The sequence below is a fragment of the Sodalis sp. RH14 genome, from assembly GCF_047324285.1.
In the GTDB taxonomy this organism is placed as follows: Bacteria; Pseudomonadota; Gammaproteobacteria; order Enterobacterales; family Enterobacteriaceae; genus Acerihabitans.
Genome location: NZ_CP178739.1, coordinates 1,373,277 through 1,390,262, shown reverse-complemented (window position 1 = coordinate 1,390,262; position 16,986 = coordinate 1,373,277). Strand labels below are relative to the sequence as shown.

Below are 16,986 nucleotides of genomic sequence, written 5' to 3'. Positions count from 1 at the left end.
ATAACTGTAATCTACCCCGCCCAGCCGGCGTCCCGCATGGCTTTTGTTGCTGAAAAACCAGAGAAAAATGCTCTAAACATTAATGGGCATTAATAAACTTATCCAGGAATTGTTTGGTTCGCTCGTGCTCGGGATGGGTAAAAATCGCCTTGGCCGGCCCCTGTTCGGTGATAACGCCGTGGTCCATGAATATCGCCCGGTCGGCCACATCGCGGGCAAAGCTCATTTCATGGGTAACGATAATCATGGTGCGTTTTTCTTCCGCCAGCGCGCGAATGGTGTTCAGCACTTCGCCAACCAGTTCGGGATCCAGCGCCGAGGTGGGTTCGTCAAACAGGATCACCTCGGGGCGCATGGCCAGCGCGCGCGCAATGGCCACCCGCTGCTGCTGGCCGCCGGAGAGGCGCTTGGGATAAGCGTCTTCCTTGCCGCTCAGACCCACCTTGGCCAGCAGTTCCCGGGCGCGTTCGATAGCCTCGGCGCGCGGTTCGCCCTTGACGACCACCGGTCCTTCGATAATGTTCTCCAGCACCGTACGGTGGGGAAACAGATTAAAGCTTTGGAAGACAAAGCCCACCTGCTGGCGCAAGGCGCGGATTTGCCGTTTTTGCGCGCTGAGCGGCCTGGCGCCGTCAATGACGATCGACCCGACCTGGATGGTGCCGCTGTCCGGCTCCTCGAGTAAATTGATGCTGCGCAGCAGGGTGGTCTTGCCGGAGCCGCTGGGGCCGACAATGGCCAGCACGTCGCCGGTATTCACTGACAGGTCGATGCCGTTCAGCACCCGTTGGCCGTTGAAGGTCTTGACCAGCTGCTTGACTTCAATAGTACTCATTACGACTCCCGATCGTATCAGCGCGTGTCACTATCCCCGCGGGGCGACTGTTTAAAACCCAGGGCGCAGATTATCATGAGCGCGCGCCGGCCGCATCAGGCAAACGCCGCCGCGGGCGCGGCAACGGCATTTATACGCCGGGATGATAGGCAAACAGCGCCGGCGCGCCGCCGGTATGGATAAATATCACCGGCTCCGGGCCGATGCGTTTTTGGTCGATGGCGTCGATAAGCCCGGCCATGGCTTTGCCGGTATAAACCGGGTCGAGCAACATCCCTTCCAGCCTGGCCAGCAGCTTGACGGCCGCCAGCCCTTCATCGTTCGGCGCCCCGTATCCGGGCGCGAAATAGTCATCCCAAAGATGGATGGGCGCCAGCGGCGCGGTGAATTCCAGCGCGTCGGCCAATTGCCGCTGCAAGGCGGCCACTTTCGGACGTTGCTGCGCGTCGGTCCTGGAAACCGTTACGCCGATAAGCCGGGTTTCCGGCATCAGCGCCTGCAGGCCCAGCGCCAGTCCGGCATGGGTGCCGCCGCTGCCCGAGGCGGTGACGACATAACCGGGGGCGAGCTGGCCGGCGCACTGATGGGCTATTTCCAGCGCGCAGCCGACATAGCCGAGCGCGCCCAGCACATTGGAGCCGCCCACCGGCACCACATAGGGGCGGAACCCTTGCGCTTCCAGGCGTTCGGCGGTATCGGCCAGTTGCCGATCCGGTTCGTCCAGGGCGTCGCACATTATCACCTCGACGTCGAACAGATCCAGCAGCAGGCGGTTGCCGTTGGTAAGATAATTTTCCGCCTGGGTGCCGATCGGGTTCTCCAGCAGCGCGACGCAGTGCAGGCCGAGCTTAGCCGCCACCGCCGCCGTTTGCCGTACGTGGTTGGATTGAATGGCCCCGGCGGTCAACAGCGTATCGGCCCCCTGGCGCAGGGCGTCGGCGGCGAGAAATTCCAGCTTGCGCAGTTTATTGCCACCCATGGCCAGGGGCGTCACGTCATCGCGCTTGATGTAGATTTCCTGTCCCAGGTGCTCGGATAAGCGCGGGAGGAATTCAAGGGGGGTGGGCGGACCGATGAGATCGAGGCGGTGAAAGTTGGCAAGCTGCAGGGATAGATCCATTTTCGGCTTCCTTTAACAGGATCGTTGTTAAGTCGGTGCTGGCGGGCATACCGCGCCATGGGGCGCTCGGTCGGGCGGGAAAACCACGCCCGATTCGACCCCATTGGCACGCTCTCCCTTAACACGTCTGCTTTAAGCGCGGCGTTGGCGGGCATGCCGTGCCATGGGGCGCTCGGTCGGGCGGGGAAACCACGCCCGATTCGACCCCATTGGCGCGCTCTCCCTTGAACACGTCTGCTTTAAGCGCGGCGTTGGCGGGCATGCCGCGCCATGGGGCGCTCGGTCGGGCGGGAAAACCACGCCCGATTCGACCCCATTGGCATGTTCTCCCTTTAACACGCCTTATGCAGCATCGGAGATAGCGGGCATACCATGCCATGGGGCCTCGGTCGGGCGGGAAAACCACGCCCGATTCGACCCCATTGGCACGCTCTCCCTTTAACACGCTTTATGCGGCATCGGAGATAGCGGGCATACCATGCCATGGCGCCTCGGTCGGGCGGGAAAACCACGCCCGATTCAATCCCATTGGCATGTTCTCCCTTTAACATGCCTTATGCAGCATCGGTGATCCGTGCCTGGCGCGCCATGGGGCGCCCGGTCGGCCAGTCTTACCGGCGGTTGCCGAAAATACGCAGCAGCATCAGGAACAGGTTGATGAAATCCAGATACAGGGTCAGCGCGCCGACAATGGAATATTTACGGTACTGATCCTTGTCGTCGATGGAAAGCTGGGCGCCCATGTTTTTCAGCTTCTGGGTGTCGTAGGCGGTCAAACCGACAAACACCAGCACGCCGATATAGGTCACCGCCCACATCAGCGCGGTGCTCTTCAGCCAGATATTGACCACCGACGCCAGCACGATGCCGATCAGCGCCATAAACAGCATGCTGCCGAAACCGCTTAAATCACGCTTAGTGGTGTAACCATAGATAGACATCACGCCGAACATGCCCCCCGCCACCACAAAGGTGCCGGCGATGGACGAGGCGGTATAAACGATAAAGATACTCGCCAGCGTCAGCCCGGTCAGGGCGGAGTAGAGCATAAACAGCCCGGTGGCCACCGTGCCGCTGAGGCGGTTGACCATGCCGGAGATCACGAACACCAGCGCCAGCTGGGCGATAATCAGGCCAAAGAAGGTGATCTGGCTGGAAAACACCAGGTTCAGCACCGCCGGCGTGCGGGCGGCGTACCAGGAAACAAAGGCGGTTAATAATAATCCGCACGTCATCCAGCCATAAACCTGGGCCATAAAAGGCTGGATGCCGGCATCAGCGCGTTCAACTATCGAACCCTGGGAACGGGGAAATCGGTCCATGACTGTCACCTTTAACGTAAACGGAAAACACAGGCCGCGAAGGCGACCCACCTGAAAACAGCATACCACAAAAACCGGGGGCCGAATCAAAGGCCCGGCGCAAAATCACCGGTGCGAGGTTCTCTTCAGGAGGCCTGCCACCGGTCAGCGGCCTGGCGATCGCTGTCGCGCGCATCCACCCAGCGGCTGCCCTGGTCGGTGGTTTCACGTTTCCAGAACGGCGCGCGGGTTTTCAGGTAATCCATGATAAATTCGGCGGCGGCGAACGCCGCCCCGCGATGGGCGCCGCTGACGCCGACCAGCACGATCTGCTCGCCGGTGGCCAGCGCGCCGACCCGGTGGATGACCGTGACGCGCCGCAGCGCAAAGCGTTGCCGGGCCTCCGCCACGATTTCCGCCAAGGCCTTTTCAGTCATACCGGGGTAGTGTTCGAGGGTCAGGGTGCTGACCTCGTCGCCCAGGTTGCGGTTGCGTACCTTGCCGGTAAAGGTCACCACCGCGCCGTCGTCAGCGCAGTCCGCCAGCCAGGCGTACTCCCGCGCCATATCAAAGGACTGCGGGCCGACGCTGATACGGGTGTCTGTCATCTCATCCATAGCGGCTCAGCCCCCGGTCACTGGCGGGAAGAACGCCACTTCATCGCCACTGGCCAGCGGATGCTCACGCGGGACCAGCGCCTGGTTTACCGCCGTCAGCAATTGGTCGGCGTCCAGGGCCTGCGCCCAACGGTCGCCGCGCGCCATAAGCGACAGGCGCAGCGCCTCAACGCTTCCGTAGTCATCATCAAGCCGCAGGCTTTCGACCCCCACCCGCTCCCGCACCTGGGCGAAAAACAGCACGGTTATCATAATGCCTCCGCCGTGAAAACGCCGGATTTGCCGCCGCTTTTCGCCAGCAGCCTGACCGGCCCGATAACCATATCCTTCTGCGCCGCTTTGCACATATCGTAAATAGTCAGCGCCGCCACCGAGGCGGCGGTCAATGCTTCCATCTCCACGCCGGTCTTGCCGGTCAGGCGACAGAGGGTTTCGATGCGCACCCGGTGGCGGGCGGTTTCCGCCGTCAGGTGGACCTCGACCTTGCTGAGCGCCAGCGGATGGCAAAGCGGAATCAGTTCCCAGGTGCGTTTGGCGGCCTGGATGCCGGCGATACGCGCGGTGGCGAAGACATCGCCTTTATGATGCTGGCCATCGACGATCATGGCCAGCGTTTCCGCGGACATGGTGACAAACGCCTCGGCGCGGGCTTCGCGCAGCGTCTCGGCTTTGGCGGAGACATCCACCATGTGGGCTTCGCCGCTGGCGTTAATATGGGTAAATGATGACATACTCTTCCTTAACCGCCGATAAATGACAAATTGCGGGTACCGCCGGTATTGCCCTCATGCAGGAAATGGGTCTGCTTCTTCAGCCGCAGGCCGCCCGAAATACGATCTTTGAGCCTGTCTAGCCCCCGATCGTCCCCCAGCAGGTCGCGCAGCGGAATGCCGTCCTCGCCGAACAGGCAAAGATGGAGATCGCCGACGGCGGATACCCGCAGGCGGTTGCAGCTGGCGCAGAAATCCTTGGCATAAGGCATGATAAGGCCGATCTCGCCCTCGTAATCCGGATGGCGGAACACCAGCGCCGGGCCGTCGCTGCGTCCGCGCGGCTGAAGTTCCCAGCCCATCGGCTCCAGCCGCCGGCGAATTGTGTCGCCGGACACATGGCGGGTGCGGAACAACTCGCCGCCGTCGCCGGTTTCCATCAGTTCAATAAACCGTAATTGGATGGGCCGGGTTTTTATCCAGGCGAGAAAACTGTCAAGATGGATATCGTTGACGTTGCGCATCAGCACGGTATTGACCTTGACCTTACTGAAGCCGGCGGCAAAGGCGGCATCGATGCCGGCCATCACCTGGCGGAACTTGTCCTGGCCGGTGATAAGCCTGAACTGGCGCGGGTCCAGGCTGTCGACGCTAACGTTCAGCGCCGTCAGTCCGGCGTCGCGCCAGCCGGCGATATCGCGCTCGAGCCGATAGCCATTAGTGGTAACCGCCAGGGTATGGATTTGCGGATGGGAACGCACGGCGGCGATGATATCGCGGAAATCTCGCCGCAGCGACGGCTCGCCGCCGGTCAGGCGCACTTTTTCCGTGCCCAGTTCGGCGAAGGCCTGGGTGACGCGCCGGATTTCATCCAGCGACAGGAAACTTTTATTGGTATTGCCGTTGGGACGGTAGCCGTCGGGCAAACAATAGGTACAACGAAAGTTGCAGACGTCCGTGACGGACAGGCGCAAATAGTAAAACTTGCGCGCAAACGCATCGATAAGTTCTGGCACCGTTAAACACCTTTCCAAATACGGGAGATGCGGACATTTCTATCCTGCACCCTGGTGGCTGTCGCCACGGCCTGAACGCCATATCGCTCGCAGGAGCCACTTAGGCGTAAAGGCTAGGAGTTGGCCTTCCCGACGCCGTCATCAGCGCGGTAAAACCTGGTTGAAAATTATTCTAGCCCTAATTGTTACTGGACGCTATGGCCGCAAGGAGAAATTTCGCTATATAAACAAATATATAGCGTTGAAATCATGCGCCTTTCTCTCCGTCGTTACCCTGGCAATATCATGATAGTGCGAGCCGCAACCCGTATCTGGCGACGGCATTTCGCTTTTGCCGCGCCATCGGCTATGTTTAGCATAACAAGAACCCCGCCCGGCGCCGGCGCGCTTACCACCGGCCATGGCGTGCGGCGTACCTGGCCTGCGGGCGCCGGGGGTTTTATCACGTGGTTGCAAGGAGAGGTATGCGTAATCGCACCCTGGCGGATCTCGATCGGGTGGTGGCACTGGGCGGCGGACATGGCCTCGGCAGGGTGATGTCCGCCCTTTCCCCGCTGGGGTCGCGCCTGACCGGCATTGTCACTACCACCGACAATGGCGGTTCCACCGGGCGGATACGCCAGTCAGAGGGCGGCATCGCCTGGGGCGACACCCGCAATTGCCTCAATCAATTGATTTCAGAACCCAGCATCGCGGCGGCGATGTTTGAATACCGTTTTAACGGCCAGGGTGAACTGGCCGGCCATAACCTTGGCAACCTGATGCTGAAAGCGCTGGATAACCTGAGCGTGCGCCCGCTGGAAGCCATCAACCTGATCCGCAATATGCTCAAGGTGGACGCCCTGCTAATCCCCATGTCGGAGCAGGCGGTGGACCTGCTGGCGATCACCGGCGCGGGGGAAACCATCCATGGCGAAATGGCGGTGGACAGGCTGGCCGAACTCCCCGCCAGCCTGCGGCTTACCCCGCAGGTCAGCGCTACCCGCGAGGCGTTGCAGACTATTGCGGCGGCGGATCTTATCCTGATAGGTCCGGGCAGCTTTCTGACCAGCCTGATGCCGCTGCTGCTGCTGCCCGATTTAGCCCAGGCGCTGCGCCGGACCCAGGCGCCCATGGTCTTTATCGATAACCTGGGGCGGGAACTGAGCCTGGCCGCGGCGAACATGAGCCTGCAGCAGAAACTGGCCATGATGGAGCAGGCCATCGGCCGGCAACCGATCATCGCCGCCCTGGTCACGGGCCCGTCCGCCGATACCAGCGGCATCCGCGATCGTCTCCTGATCCGCCAGCCCCTGGCCGCCGCGGACGTGCCCCATCATCACGACCGTCTTCTGCTGCGCGCGGCGCTGGACCACGCCCTGCAGGCGCTGGGCTGAGCCGGCGCGGCCGATCAGGATATGGCGATAAAATGCTCGCGCAGCGCGTGGATTTCGTCGCGCACGCTGGCCGCTTCCTCGAACTCCAGATTTTGCGCGTGCGCCTGCATTTTTGCTTCCAGCTCGGTGATTTTTTTATCCAGCGCCTTGGGCGTCATGTCGCCGTAATGGGCCGCCGCTTCCATTGCCTTGCGTTTTTTCTGCTTGGCGTGGGCCGGCGACTGGCCCAACTCCATAATATCCGCCACCGATTTATTGAGCGCCTGGGGAATAATGCCGTGTTCCTGGTTATAGGCGTGCTGCTTGACGCGCCTGCGCTCGGTTTCATCAATGGCGCGGGCCATGGAAGGGGTAATTTTATCGCCGTACAGGATCGCTTTGCCGTTAAGGTTGCGCGCGGCGCGGCCAATGGTCTGGATAAGCGAACGCTCGGAGCGCAGGAATCCCTCTTTGTCGGCGTCCAGGATGGCCACCAGGGAGACTTCCGGCATATCGAGCCCTTCGCGCAGCAGGTTGATGCCCACCAGCACGTCAAATTCGCCCAGGCGTAAGTCGCGGATAATCTCGACGCGCTCCACGGTTTCGATATCCGAATGCAGATAACGCACGCGCTCGCCGTGCTCCTCAAGATATTCGGTTAAATCTTCCGCCATGCGTTTCGTCAGGGTGGTGACCAGTACCCGCTCGTTGATCAAGACCCGTTTACGGATCTCAGAGAGCAGATCGTCCACCTGGGTGGTGACAGGGCGTACTTCGATCAGCGGATCGAGCAGGCCGGTCGGCCGCACCAGCTGATCGACCACGTCGCCCCCGCACATTTCCAGTTCATATTTGCCCGGCGTCGCCGAGACGTAGATGGTCTGGGGCGCCAGCGCGGCGAATTCCTCAAATTTCATCGGCCGGTTATCCAGGGCGGAGGGCAGCCGAAAGCCATACTCCACCAGGGTTTCCTTACGGGCGCGGTCGCCGCGGTACATGCCGCCGATTTGCGGTATCGTGACATGGGATTCATCAACGATCAAAAGCCCGTCGGCGGGCAGGTAATCGAACAGCGTGGGCGGCGGCTCGCCCGGCCCGCGTCCGGAAAGAAAGCGTGAGTAGTTTTCAATCCCGGAGCAATAACCCAGCTCGTTCATCATTTCCAAATCAAACTGCGTGCGCTGCGACAGGCGCTGCTCTTCGAGCAGCTTATTATTTTCCAGCAGGTTCTTGCGGCGATCCGCCAGTTCGACCTTGATATCTTCCATCGCCTGCAGCAAGCGTTCGCGCGGCGTGACATAGTGGGTCTTCGGATAGATGGTGTAGCGCGGAACCACCTGATCCACCTGGCCGGTCAGCGGATCAAACAGCGACAGGCGCTCGACTTCGTCGTCAAACAGCTCCACCCGCAGCGCTACTTCATCGGATTCCGCCGGGAAGATATCGATGACTTCGCCGCGCACGCGGAACGTGCCGCGCTGAAACGCCTGATCGTTGCGGGTGTATTGCAGTTCCGACAAACGGCGCAGGATAGAGCGCTGATCGATAATCATGCCGCGCGTCAGATGCAGCATCATCTTCAGATAGGCGTCCGGATCGCCGAGGCCGTAGATGGCGGAAACCGACGCCACCACAATCACATCGCGCCGCTCCAGCAGGGCCTTGGTGGCGGATAAGCGCATCTGCTCGATATGCTCGTTCACCGAGGCGTCTTTCTCGATAAAGGTATCCGAACTGGGCACGTAGGCTTCCGGCTGGTAATAGTCGTAATAGGAAACAAAGTATTCCACCGCGTTATCCGGGAAAAACGCCTTCATTTCCCCATACAGCTGGGCGGCCAGCGTCTTGTTAGGCGCCAGCACCATGGTGGGCCGGTTCAGATCGGCAATCACATTGGCCACGGTAAAGGTTTTGCCTGAACCGGTTACCCCCAGCAGCGTTTGATGGGCCAGGCCGTCCAGCAAGCCTTCCTCCAGACGACGTATCGCCTCCGGCTGATCGCCGGACGGCTTGAAACTTGACTGCAGTTTAAACGCTTTACTCATATCTCGTGGGCTACCTGCTGAGGAACATGTTTGAGTATGGAAACAGAGCGGCGATTTTACCAGCGCGATAGCACTGGATACAAAACCAGTATTATAATACGCTATCCGCTCAAGGGTGCAAGAGTATTGACCCATCGGCCGGTACGGTTCGATCCGACAGGATCGTACCAGGGGTGATTTTATTACAAATCGTTATGAAATTAATAAAGAGGCACCTAATGATGCAATTTGACACATCGGTGATGCGCCTCCTATAAATTCGCTTGATTTTAATTAAGCGTTTGTATTTATAACATTTAAAAAAAACGTGGAGAATACAGGCAAATCTCCACGAGGCCGCGCCCGCTCTCGTCTAGCCGGGCTTTTCTAAACCTAATGCACACGGTTATCCACAGGAATAGTGGATAAGTCTTACCGCCCCGCTGGCGGCGTGAGTTCCGCAATGCCGACATTGATGACAGGCAAATGACAAATGAGGCTTTTTTTAGCTATTTTTCATCTGCAATAAGACTTTTCTTATGCCAAAAAGGACTAATGCCTGCCAGCAAATGCGTCAATGTCTTTAACCAAAAATAGCCGCTAACGCACCGGTATAGTGCTTGTTTAGCCGCGGATTATTGAATTGCACCATGGAAAACTTTCCCGGCACCGTGAGCGGGCAAAAGGCCGTGGTTGCAACGGGCCCTACCCGGATTCGCTGTGCCGGCGTACCCCCGCCCCGCCCCGATGCTCCCCCCTCCCCCTCTCGTGCGCGGCTGCGCCAAGATTGGCCTGATAGTTGCTTGCTAAATTTGGCAAGAGCTAAAGCCTGGCGGATAGCCGTGAGTCGCAAGCGACAGGATACCGTCCATCATGAATGTGAAATAACAGTGAAAAGAGGGAGGAAGGATTCTTATGTTACGTTTGCACGCGGTGAATCAGTTTTTTGGGTCAAAGCAGATCTTGCGGGACATCAGCATGGAACTGCCCGCCGGCCACTGTACCTATGTCTTGGGACGCAACGGCGTCGGCAAGACCACTTTAATCAACTGTATCATGGGTCATCTGCCGGTCTCAAGCGGCACCGTAACCTGGCAACAGGCCGGAGAGGCGGAACTGAACTTACTTCAGCATCCGGTGGAGCGGCGCGCGGCGCTGGGGATCGGTTATGTGCCCCAGGGCCGCCAGGTCTTTTCGCAGCTGAGCGTGGATGAGAACCTGCGCGTCGCCCTCTTGGCGGGCCGCAATAAAACCCGCCAGGTTCCCCCGATGGTGTACGAATTGTTTCCGGGACTGCACAATATGCGCCATCAGCGCGCCGGGGATTTAACGGAAAGCGGGCAACAGCAGCTGGCCATTGCCCGCGCGCTGGTGCTGGAACCGGAACTGCTGATCCTGGATGAGCCTACCGGGGGTTTCCAGCCGTCGGTCGTGGAGGAGATAGGCGTTAATATCCGGCGGCTGCAGCGCGATTTCGGCCTGACGCTGCTGGTGGTGGAACAGCAGTTGCCCTTTACGCCGGCCATCGGCGATCGGTTTTGTTTACTGGAAGGCGGATGTAACGTCGCGCAGGGTACGCTGGATCAGCTGGATGAAAGCCTTATCCAGACCTATCTTGCCGTATAAAAGATCAATGACGAATATAAGACGCCGGTTTATGCCTCATTTCACAGCAAGCTATCATGCGGTTTTTCCCCACGGCCGGGACATTCAGCGCCATTAACGTCCCGGCGGTGCTTGTCATCTCCTGCCTTCCCCGTTCCCGTCCGTACCGCTAACGTCCCCCTGCGCGCCGTGCCGCGCCAGCAATGGCCCAAGATCGATATAGTCCGCAAGCGCAGCCGTGCCCGGATCCGCCAGCCAGGGTATTTCACCCAACAGCGGCGCATCGAGCCGCTGGCGCAGCGTCGCCAGGTAGTCGGCCCGCCGGTGCGGCGCTGGCGAGAGATCGTTGGCGATCCACCCCGCCAGGGGCAGTCCGCACTGGCGTATCGCCAGCGCCGTCAACAGCGCATGGTTAATGCATCCGAGCTTCAGCCCGACCACCAGGATCACCGGCAGACGCTCGGCCGCCACCCATTGGTCAAAGGTCAGGGCGTCGCCAAGCGGGGTGTACCATCCCCCCGCGCCCTCGACAAACACCCACTGCGCCTGGCGCGCCAGTCGGTCCAATCCCTGCGACATGACGGCCGGATCAAGGGTGCGGCCCTCATCCCTACAGGCAAGGTGGGGCGAGGTCGCCGCCAGCAGGGCCAGCGGATTGACCTGCGCATAGGGCAGGCTGATGCCGCTGTCGGCCAGCAACGCCAGCGCGTCGTCGTTGCGCGCGCCGTCGGCGGTCTGCCGGCAGCCGGCGGCTACCGGCTTATAGCCCGCGGCGCGCCATCCGGCCCGTTTCGCCGCCTGTAGCAAGGCGCAGGTAGCCAGGGTTTTACCGATATCGGTATCGGTGCCGGTAATAAAAAAACGTTTCGTCATGATAATCAGTCCCGATAGATCAGGCCGTAGATCAGCTGATAACTCAGCGGCAAACCCGCCGATTGCCGTTGCCATGCCGCGTCCAGACGTACAAGACGCTGCCGCCCGGTCAGCCCGGGGGTGCGTCCGCCGCGCAGGTAACCTGCGCCCACGCCTTTCAGGCCGTGCAGCAGCGCCGACAGATGCGGATAATGCAGGGTATGGCGCGCCGCGCTCAGCCGGTGGCGGTACGGCGAAAACGCCCGCTCGATCGCCCCGGCCGTCAGGAAGCGGTTGATATGGACCGCCTGGTCCACCTGCGACCAGGCCTGCTGCAATTCCCCAAGCGATCCCTCGGCCAGCGTGGAAAGGGCAATCAGGCCGCCAGGGCGGGTGACCCGATAAAACTCCGCCAGTACCCGGGGCAGGTCGTCACACCACTGTACCGCCAGGTTGGAAAAGCAGATGTCCACACAGGCGTCGGCCAGCGGCAAACGTTCGATATCGCCGGCCAGGTAGGCCGCGGCCGATAGGTTACGCCGCGCCTCGGCGAGCATGGCGGGCGAGAGATCCAGCGCCACCACCCGGCTGCCGGCCTCCTGCCAGCGGCGGCTGAACCAGCCGGTGCCGCAGCCGGCATCCAGCAGGCGGCGCCCCGGCTGTTCGCCCAGCAGCGCCATCAAACGTTCGCCGCTGTCCCGCTGCAGGGCGGCATGGCGTTCGTACCCCACCGCTGCGCGGCTAAAGGCGCGGGCGATGCCCGCTTTATGCGCATCGGTGTGCATGATCCAGGGCCTCCAGTAATTTATCGATATCCGCATCCTGATGCGCGGCGGTGAGGGTGATGCGCAGCCGGGCGCCGCCCGGCGGCACCGTTGGCGGTCGGATGGCGGTAAGCCAGCAGCCTTGTTCGCGCAGGCTGGCGCTGAGGCGCAGCGCCAGCTGATTATCCCCCACCAGCAGCGGCTGGATAGCGGTGTCCGATCGGCCGAGCGGGTAACCCAGCCCGGCGGCGCCCTGGCGGAACCGGTCGATATTGCGTTGCAGGCGGGCGCGAAGCGCATCACCGGCGATGATGGCGTCCAGGGACGCGTCGATAGCGCACACCTGGGCCGGGGGCAAGGCGGTGCTGTAGATAAGATGGCGGGCAAACTGCAGCAGATATTCCGCCACCGGCTGCGCGCATAATATCGCCGCGCCGCCCACGCCGGCGGCTTTACCGAAGGTCACCACCAGCAGTTCCGGATGGCACCCCTGCGCCCAGGCGCTGCCCCTGCCCTGCTCGCCGAGGACGCCGAAGCCATGGGCATCGTCAACCAGCAGCCAGCCGCCGGCGTCGCCCATAACCTGGTGCAAGGCGGCCAGCGGCGCGCCGTCGCCGTCCATGCTGAATACGCCCTCGGTGACGGCCAGCCGCACGCCCGGGCACGAGGTTTGCGCCAGCCGCGCCAGGGAACCGGCGTCATTATGCTGGAAACGGCGCAGCTGTGCCGGCGCATGCGACGCGGCTTCCAGCAGGGAGGCATGGCTGAGTTTATCCGCCAGGATCTGATCGTCCTTGCCCGCCAGCGCGCAGATCGCCCCCTGGTTGGCGGCATAGCCGGAGGTAAACAACAGCGCGCGCTCGTAGCCCAGCCAGGCGGCCAGCCGTTGCTCCAGCGCCTCGTGGCACGCGCTGTGGCCGGTGACATGGCCGGAGCCGCCGCTGCCTACGCCGTGGCGCGCCGCGCCGTGGCGCCAGGCGGCGACCAGCCGCGCATCGCGGGCCAGGCCCAGGTAGTCGTTGCTGGAAAAATTCAGATAGCGGCGCCCCTGGTATTCCAGCAGCCGGTGATTGCCGTCGGCGACGGCCCGGCGCTTGCGGTAGGCATCGGCCTGTTGCCGCTCGCGCAGGCCCCGATCGATTTTGTCAGCCCAGTCCATCAGCGCGCCGCGTTGTAAAATTGCGGCGTATCGGCCGCCAGCAGCTGTGCTGCCAGCTGCTGCTGGCGCCGGTTATCTCCCGCGTCGGTGTGGTGGTGCTGCGGATTAAGGCCGAGTTTGCGAAACAGCGCCAGATCCTGATCCTCCCCGGGATTGGGCGTGGTCAGCAGCTTGCAGCCGTAAAAAATGGAATTGGCGCCCGCCATAAAGCACATCGCCTGGGTCTGCTCGCTCATCTGCTCGCGCCCGGCGGACAGGCGTACATGGGAGCGGGGCATCATGATCCGCGCCACCGCGATGGTACGGATAAAATCGAACGCGTCGACTTCATCATTTTCCGCCAGCGGCGTTCCCTTGACCTTAACCAGCATATTGATCGGCACGCTTTCCGGCGGCTCCGGCAGGTTGGCCAGCTGCACCAGCAGGCCGGCGCGATCGGCGATGGTTTCACCCAGGCCGACGATGCCGCCCGAGCAGACCTTGATGCCCGCGCCGCGCACTTTATCCAGGGTATCCAAGCGATCCTGGTAGGTACGGGTGGTGATGATCGAACCGTAGAATTCCGGCGACGTATCCAGGTTATGATTGTAGAAATCCAGGCCGGCGGCCGCCAGCCGTTGCGCCTGCGTTTCGCTGAGCATGCCCAGGGTCATGCAGGTTTCCATGCCCATGGCCTTGACGCCCTGCACCATTTGCTCCAGATAGGGCATATCGCGATCGCGGGGGTTTTTCCAGGCCGCGCCCATGCAAAACCGGGTGGAGCCGGCGGCCTTGGCCTTTTGCGCCGACGTCAGCACCTGTTCCACCTGCATCAGCTGCTCCGCCGCCAGGCCGGTATTATACCGGGCGCTTTGCGGGCAGTATTTGCAATCCTCCGGACAGGCGCCGGTTTTGATCGACAGCAGCGTGCTGACCTGGATTTGATGGGGATCGAAGTGCTGGCGGTGAACGGTCTGCGCTTCAAACATAAGATCCATAAAGGGTTTGGCAAACAAAGCCTGGGCCTGCTGCAATGTCCAGCGCGGGTTATGTTGCATGGGGTTATCGTCTCGCGTTACCGGCTTAAAATAGTTTCGCTAGTGTAAGTCAAGCCGTTATACTGTCAACCAAATATTCTCTATTCCGGTTTACAACTCATTGATGATTGCCGACGATCTGATTTTCGACCAACGCCATATCTGGCATCCCTATACCTCCATGACCCACCCGCTTCCGGTGTATCCGGTCGTCGCCGCCGCGGGCTGCGAGCTGGAGCTTGCCGACGGCCGCCGGCTGGTGGACGGCATGTCCTCCTGGTGGGCGGCGATCCATGGCTATAACCATCCGGCCATCAACCAGGCGGTAGCCGCACAGCTGCAGGAGATGTCCCACGTGATGTTCGGCGGCGTTACCCACCCGCAGGCCGTGGCGCTTTGCCGTCGCCTGGTCGCCATGACGCCCGCGCCTCTGGAATGTGTATTCCTGGCGGATTCCGGCTCGGTGGCGGTGGAGGTGGCGATTAAGATGGCGCTGCAATACTGGCAGGCGCGGGGCGAGCGCCGCAAACACCTGGTGACCCTGCGCCGGGGCTATCATGGCGATACCTTCGGCGCCATGTCGGTGTGCGATCCGCAGACGTCCATGCACCGGCTATACCAGGGTTACCTGCCGCAACATTCTTTTGTCGCGGCGCCGCAGTGCCGTTTTGGCGAAGCGTGGCGGGAAGAGGATGCCGATGAGCTTGCCGCCCTGCTGGCCGGCGGGGAACGGCCGGCGGCGGTGATCCTGGAACCCATAGTGCAGGGCGCCGGGGGCATGCGATTTTATCATCCCACCTACCTGCGGCGGGTGCGTGAACTGTGCGATCGCTACGATACGCTGCTGATCGCCGATGAGATTGCCACCGGTTTCGGCCGCACCGGCAAGCTGTTCGCCTGTGAGCATGCCGGCGTCGCGCCGGATATCATGTGCCTGGGCAAAGCGTTGACCGGCGGTTACCTGACCCTGTCCGCCACCCTGGCCACCCGCGCGGTAGCCGATACCATCAGCAACGGCGAGGCGGGCTGTTTTATGCATGGCCCGACTTTTATGGCCAATCCGCTGGCCTGCGCCGCCGCCAACGCCAGCCTGGCGCTGCTGGAACAAGGCGATTGGCCGGCGCAGGTGGCGGCGATTGAACGGCAACTGCAGGCGGGGCTGCTGCCGTTGCGTGACCATCCGCAGGTGATCGATGCGCGGGTGCTGGGCGCCATCGGCGTGGTTGAAACGCGTTCGCCGGTTAATATGGCGGCGCTGCAGCGCTTTTTTGTCGACCGCGGCGTGTGGATCCGCCCGTTTGGCCGCTTAATTTATCTGATGCCGCCCTATATTATGCCAGAACGACAGCTGTCCCAGCTGATAAGCGCGCTTGCCGCGTCGCTGGACGAACCGGCCCATTTTTCCGCCTGAGTGCCCCTGATGATAAGGGCGGCCGGCTGAGCAGGCTAAGGGACCATGCACTATGATCAACACTTGGCCTGATGTCTTTAAACAAGAAAACAGGGAAATCAGATGAACCAGAATAAACACATCAACCGGCGCATTGTCCTAGCCTCCCGTCCGGCGGGCGCGCCGGTGCCGGATAATTTCCGTCTGGAAACCGCCGCGGTACCGCAGCCGGGCGCGGGTCAGGTGCTGCTGCGCACCGTTTATTTGTCGCTCGATCCCTATATGCGCGGGCGGATGAACGACGCCGAATCCTACTCGGCGCCGGTGGCGCTGGACGCGGTGATGGGCGCCGGTACGGTGGCGCGCGTCGAGGCCAGCAACCATCCTGATTTTGTGCCCGGTGAGTGGGTGCTGAGCTACAGCGGCTGGCAGGATTATGCCCTGACCGACGGCAGCGACGTAAAAAAGCTTCAGGGCGATCTTCTGGAGCATCCCTCATGGGCGCTGGGCGTGCTGGGTATGCCCGGTTTTACCGCCTATATGGGCCTGATGGATATCGGCCAGCCTAAAGCCGGCGAAACACTGGTGGTGGCCGCCGCCAGCGGCGCGGTAGGCTCGGTGGTCGGCCAGGTGGCGCGGCTGAAGGGCTGCCGCACGGTGGGTATCGCCGGCGGCAAGGATAAATGCCGCTACGCGGTGGAGACGCTGGGATTTGACGTCTGCCTCGATCGCCGCGACGCGGATTTCGCCGGCCAGCTGGCGCGGGCCTGCCCGGACGGCATCGATATTTATTTCGAGAACGTCGGCGGCGCGGTGTTCGATGCGGTGCTGCCACTGCTCAATACCTCCGCCCGTATCCCATTGTGCGGGCTGATTGCCAACTACAATATGCAAAACTTGCCCGACGGCAAGGATCGCCTGCCCTATTTACAGGCGCTGCTGTTGCGCAAACGCATACGGATGCAGGGGTATATCATTACCCTGGACTACGGCCACCGTTACGACGAATTTATCCAGGCGATGGGGCCTTGGGTGAGCGAAGGCAAGGTGCGGATGCGCGAGGACATCGTCGATGGGCTGGAGCAAGCGCCGCAGGCCTTTATCGGCTTGTTGGAGGGCAAGAACTTCGGCAAGCTGGTGGTGCGGGTGGGTAGCGATCGGCCATAGCGTTTTTACTTGAACGCCCCTTCTTATTACGATGACCCAACGACGGAGATAATCG

The 16,986-nt window shown here is 61.5% G+C and carries 16 protein-coding genes and 1 riboswitch; of the genes, 4 read left to right on the top strand and 12 right to left on the bottom strand.

Translation table 11 applies throughout. The features are described 5' to 3' along the window. Nucleotides 1-79: 79 nt before the first annotated feature. The 7 genes from tcyN to moaA all read right to left on the bottom strand — a co-directional run bounded on the left by tcyN (nucleotide 80) and on the right by moaA (nucleotide 5,599). Nucleotides 80-835 carry an L-cystine ABC transporter ATP-binding protein TcyN gene (gene tcyN / locus ACL2XQ_RS06225; RefSeq protein WP_410015996.1) on the bottom strand — a complete coding sequence of 252 codons (756 nt, stop codon included), beginning with the start codon at nucleotides 833-835 and terminating at the stop codon, nucleotides 80-82. Between the two features lie 130 nt (nucleotides 836-965). Continuing rightward, entirely contained in the window at nucleotides 966-1,955 is a 990-nt protein-coding gene (locus ACL2XQ_RS06220) for a D-cysteine desulfhydrase (RefSeq protein ID WP_410015997.1), read from the bottom strand. A 611-nt stretch (nucleotides 1,956-2,566) separates the two neighbouring features. Continuing rightward, entirely contained in the window at nucleotides 2,567-3,277 is a 711-nt protein-coding gene (locus ACL2XQ_RS06215) for a Bax inhibitor-1 family protein (RefSeq protein ID WP_413722337.1), read from the bottom strand. Between the two features lie 125 nt (nucleotides 3,278-3,402). After that, nucleotides 3,403-3,864, bottom strand: coding sequence for a molybdopterin synthase catalytic subunit MoaE (moaE, locus tag ACL2XQ_RS06210; protein WP_410016597.1), 462 nt, complete (start codon nucleotides 3,862-3,864; stop codon nucleotides 3,403-3,405). Between the two features lie 15 nt (nucleotides 3,865-3,879). Then, the gene (gene moaD, locus ACL2XQ_RS06205) at nucleotides 3,880-4,125 is read right to left on the bottom strand and encodes a molybdopterin synthase sulfur carrier subunit (protein WP_413730737.1); all 246 of its coding nucleotides are present in this window, start codon (nucleotides 4,123-4,125) and stop codon (nucleotides 3,880-3,882) included. Next, nucleotides 4,122-4,604, bottom strand: a complete 483-nt coding sequence (gene moaC, locus ACL2XQ_RS06200) for a cyclic pyranopterin monophosphate synthase MoaC (RefSeq protein ID WP_410016000.1) — start codon at nucleotides 4,602-4,604, stop codon at nucleotides 4,122-4,124. The genes moaD and moaC overlap by 4 nt, the downstream gene beginning before the upstream one ends. 8 nt (nucleotides 4,605-4,612) lie before the next feature. Beyond that, complete coding sequence (gene moaA, locus ACL2XQ_RS06195; protein WP_410016001.1) at nucleotides 4,613-5,599, bottom strand: GTP 3',8-cyclase MoaA; 987 nt, start codon at nucleotides 5,597-5,599, stop codon at nucleotides 4,613-4,615. Further along, a riboswitch (molybdenum cofactor riboswitch) is annotated at nucleotides 5,591-5,731 on the bottom strand. (Overlaps the previous gene by 9 nt.) A gap of 332 nt (nucleotides 5,732-6,063) precedes the next feature. Here moaA and yvcK point away from each other — a divergent pair. Next, the gene (gene yvcK, locus ACL2XQ_RS06190; protein ID WP_413740147.1) at nucleotides 6,064-6,975 is read left to right on the top strand and encodes a uridine diphosphate-N-acetylglucosamine-binding protein YvcK; all 912 of its coding nucleotides are present in this window, start codon (nucleotides 6,064-6,066) and stop codon (nucleotides 6,973-6,975) included. 14 nt (nucleotides 6,976-6,989) lie between these two features. Here the strand turns inward: yvcK and uvrB are convergent, their stop codons facing one another. Continuing rightward, nucleotides 6,990-8,999: an excinuclease ABC subunit UvrB gene (gene uvrB / locus ACL2XQ_RS06185; protein WP_410016003.1), complete on the bottom strand. Its 2,010-nt coding sequence runs from the start codon at nucleotides 8,997-8,999 to the stop codon at nucleotides 6,990-6,992. An 894-nt stretch (nucleotides 9,000-9,893) separates the two neighbouring features. Between uvrB and ACL2XQ_RS06180 the strand changes: the two genes are divergently transcribed. Then, the gene (locus tag ACL2XQ_RS06180; RefSeq protein ID WP_410016004.1) at nucleotides 9,894-10,604 is read left to right on the top strand and encodes an ATP-binding cassette domain-containing protein; all 711 of its coding nucleotides are present in this window, start codon (nucleotides 9,894-9,896) and stop codon (nucleotides 10,602-10,604) included. 114 nt (nucleotides 10,605-10,718) lie between these two features. Here ACL2XQ_RS06180 and bioD read toward each other — a convergent pair whose 3' ends face one another. Genes bioD through bioB form a run of 4 tightly spaced genes read right to left on the bottom strand, consistent with a single transcriptional unit; the run spans nucleotide 10,719 to nucleotide 14,395 of the window. After that, nucleotides 10,719-11,456, bottom strand: coding sequence for a dethiobiotin synthase (gene bioD / locus ACL2XQ_RS06175; protein ID WP_413740146.1), 738 nt, complete (start codon nucleotides 11,454-11,456; stop codon nucleotides 10,719-10,721). Between the two features lie 5 nt (nucleotides 11,457-11,461). Further along, nucleotides 11,462-12,220, bottom strand: coding sequence for a malonyl-ACP O-methyltransferase BioC (gene bioC, locus ACL2XQ_RS06170; protein ID WP_413740145.1), 759 nt, complete (start codon nucleotides 12,218-12,220; stop codon nucleotides 11,462-11,464). After that, complete coding sequence (bioF, locus tag ACL2XQ_RS06165; RefSeq protein WP_413722333.1) at nucleotides 12,201-13,358, bottom strand: 8-amino-7-oxononanoate synthase; 1,158 nt, start codon at nucleotides 13,356-13,358, stop codon at nucleotides 12,201-12,203. The genes bioC and bioF overlap by 20 nt, the downstream gene beginning before the upstream one ends. Next, a complete protein-coding gene (bioB, locus tag ACL2XQ_RS06160; RefSeq protein ID WP_413722332.1) occupies nucleotides 13,358-14,395 on the bottom strand; it encodes a biotin synthase BioB in 1,038 nt (345 codons plus the stop codon). The genes bioF and bioB overlap by 1 nt, the downstream gene beginning before the upstream one ends. 103 nt (nucleotides 14,396-14,498) lie before the next feature. Here bioB and bioA point away from each other — a divergent pair, with 103 nt between their 5' ends. Next, on the top strand, nucleotides 14,499-15,785 hold the full coding sequence (bioA, locus tag ACL2XQ_RS06155) for an adenosylmethionine--8-amino-7-oxononanoate transaminase (protein ID WP_413740144.1): 1,287 nt from the start codon (nucleotides 14,499-14,501) through the stop codon (nucleotides 15,783-15,785). A 102-nt stretch (nucleotides 15,786-15,887) separates the two neighbouring features. After that, the gene (locus ACL2XQ_RS06150; protein ID WP_410016010.1) at nucleotides 15,888-16,931 is read left to right on the top strand and encodes an NADP-dependent oxidoreductase; all 1,044 of its coding nucleotides are present in this window, start codon (nucleotides 15,888-15,890) and stop codon (nucleotides 16,929-16,931) included. Nucleotides 16,932-16,986 lie beyond the last annotated feature (55 nt).

What these genes read in the sequence shown, in the direction of transcription:
- tcyN (WP_410015996.1), bottom strand. Translation starts at nt 835, where the DNA reads ATGAGTACTATTGAAGTCAAGCAGCTGGTCAAGACCTTCAACGGCCAA.
- ACL2XQ_RS06220 (WP_410015997.1), bottom strand. Translation starts at nt 1,955, where the DNA reads ATGGATCTATCCCTGCAGCTTGCCAACTTTCACCGCCTCGATCTCATC.
- ACL2XQ_RS06215 (WP_413722337.1), bottom strand. Translation starts at nt 3,277, where the DNA reads ATGGACCGATTTCCCCGTTCCCAGGGTTCGATAGTTGAACGCGCTGAT.
- moaE (WP_410016597.1), bottom strand. Translation starts at nt 3,864, where the DNA reads ATGACAGACACCCGTATCAGCGTCGGCCCGCAGTCCTTTGATATGGCG.
- moaD (WP_413730737.1), bottom strand. Translation starts at nt 4,125, where the DNA reads ATGATAACCGTGCTGTTTTTCGCCCAGGTGCGGGAGCGGGTGGGGGTC.
- moaC (WP_410016000.1), bottom strand. Translation starts at nt 4,604, where the DNA reads ATGTCATCATTTACCCATATTAACGCCAGCGGCGAAGCCCACATGGTG.
- yvcK (WP_413740147.1), top strand. Translation starts at nt 6,064, where the DNA reads ATGCGTAATCGCACCCTGGCGGATCTCGATCGGGTGGTGGCACTGGGC.
- uvrB (WP_410016003.1), bottom strand. Translation starts at nt 8,999, where the DNA reads ATGAGTAAAGCGTTTAAACTGCAGTCAAGTTTCAAGCCGTCCGGCGAT.
- ACL2XQ_RS06180 (WP_410016004.1), top strand. Translation starts at nt 9,894, where the DNA reads ATGTTACGTTTGCACGCGGTGAATCAGTTTTTTGGGTCAAAGCAGATC.
- bioD (WP_413740146.1), bottom strand. Translation starts at nt 11,456, where the DNA reads ATGACGAAACGTTTTTTTATTACCGGCACCGATACCGATATCGGTAAA.
- bioC (WP_413740145.1), bottom strand. Translation starts at nt 12,220, where the DNA reads ATGCACACCGATGCGCATAAAGCGGGCATCGCCCGCGCCTTTAGCCGC.
- bioF (WP_413722333.1), bottom strand. Translation starts at nt 13,358, where the DNA reads ATGGACTGGGCTGACAAAATCGATCGGGGCCTGCGCGAGCGGCAACAG.
- bioB (WP_413722332.1), bottom strand. Translation starts at nt 14,395, where the DNA reads ATGCAACATAACCCGCGCTGGACATTGCAGCAGGCCCAGGCTTTGTTT.
- bioA (WP_413740144.1), top strand. Translation starts at nt 14,499, where the DNA reads ATGATTGCCGACGATCTGATTTTCGACCAACGCCATATCTGGCATCCC.
- ACL2XQ_RS06150 (WP_410016010.1), top strand. Translation starts at nt 15,888, where the DNA reads ATGAACCAGAATAAACACATCAACCGGCGCATTGTCCTAGCCTCCCGT.